This is a genomic window from Peribacillus sp. SIMBA_075 (assembly GCF_046534585.1).
Map to the genome: position 1 here is coordinate 1 of NZ_JAWRYN010001651.1, position 234 is coordinate 234.

The window sequence follows — 234 nt, forward strand, 5'->3', positions numbered from 1 at the left end:
GGAGGCTTTTATCTAACTTATTATATACTTATTTCCTTACCAATTCGATGTGAAGGAGAGAAAGTCATGTTGCCAAGGATGACAACGAAGTCAGCTCCGGTAGCCTTGGGAACGTTACGTGTATTACCATGGAAAGTCTCATTTGCAAGTAAAGCGAAGGCCACCGCTTCTGTCGCTTCAGAAGAGTATCCCAACTCTTCTTGAGTCAATACTTGCATATAATTGCCAAGAAGT

At 41.9% G+C, this 234-nt stretch carries 1 protein-coding gene; it reads right to left on the reverse strand.

The features are described from left to right. Positions 1-20: 20 nt before the first annotated feature. Positions 21-234 (reverse strand): anhydro-N-acetylmuramic acid kinase (locus tag SB775_RS34035; protein ID WP_410865710.1); only part of this gene is annotated, 214 nt, incomplete at its 5' end.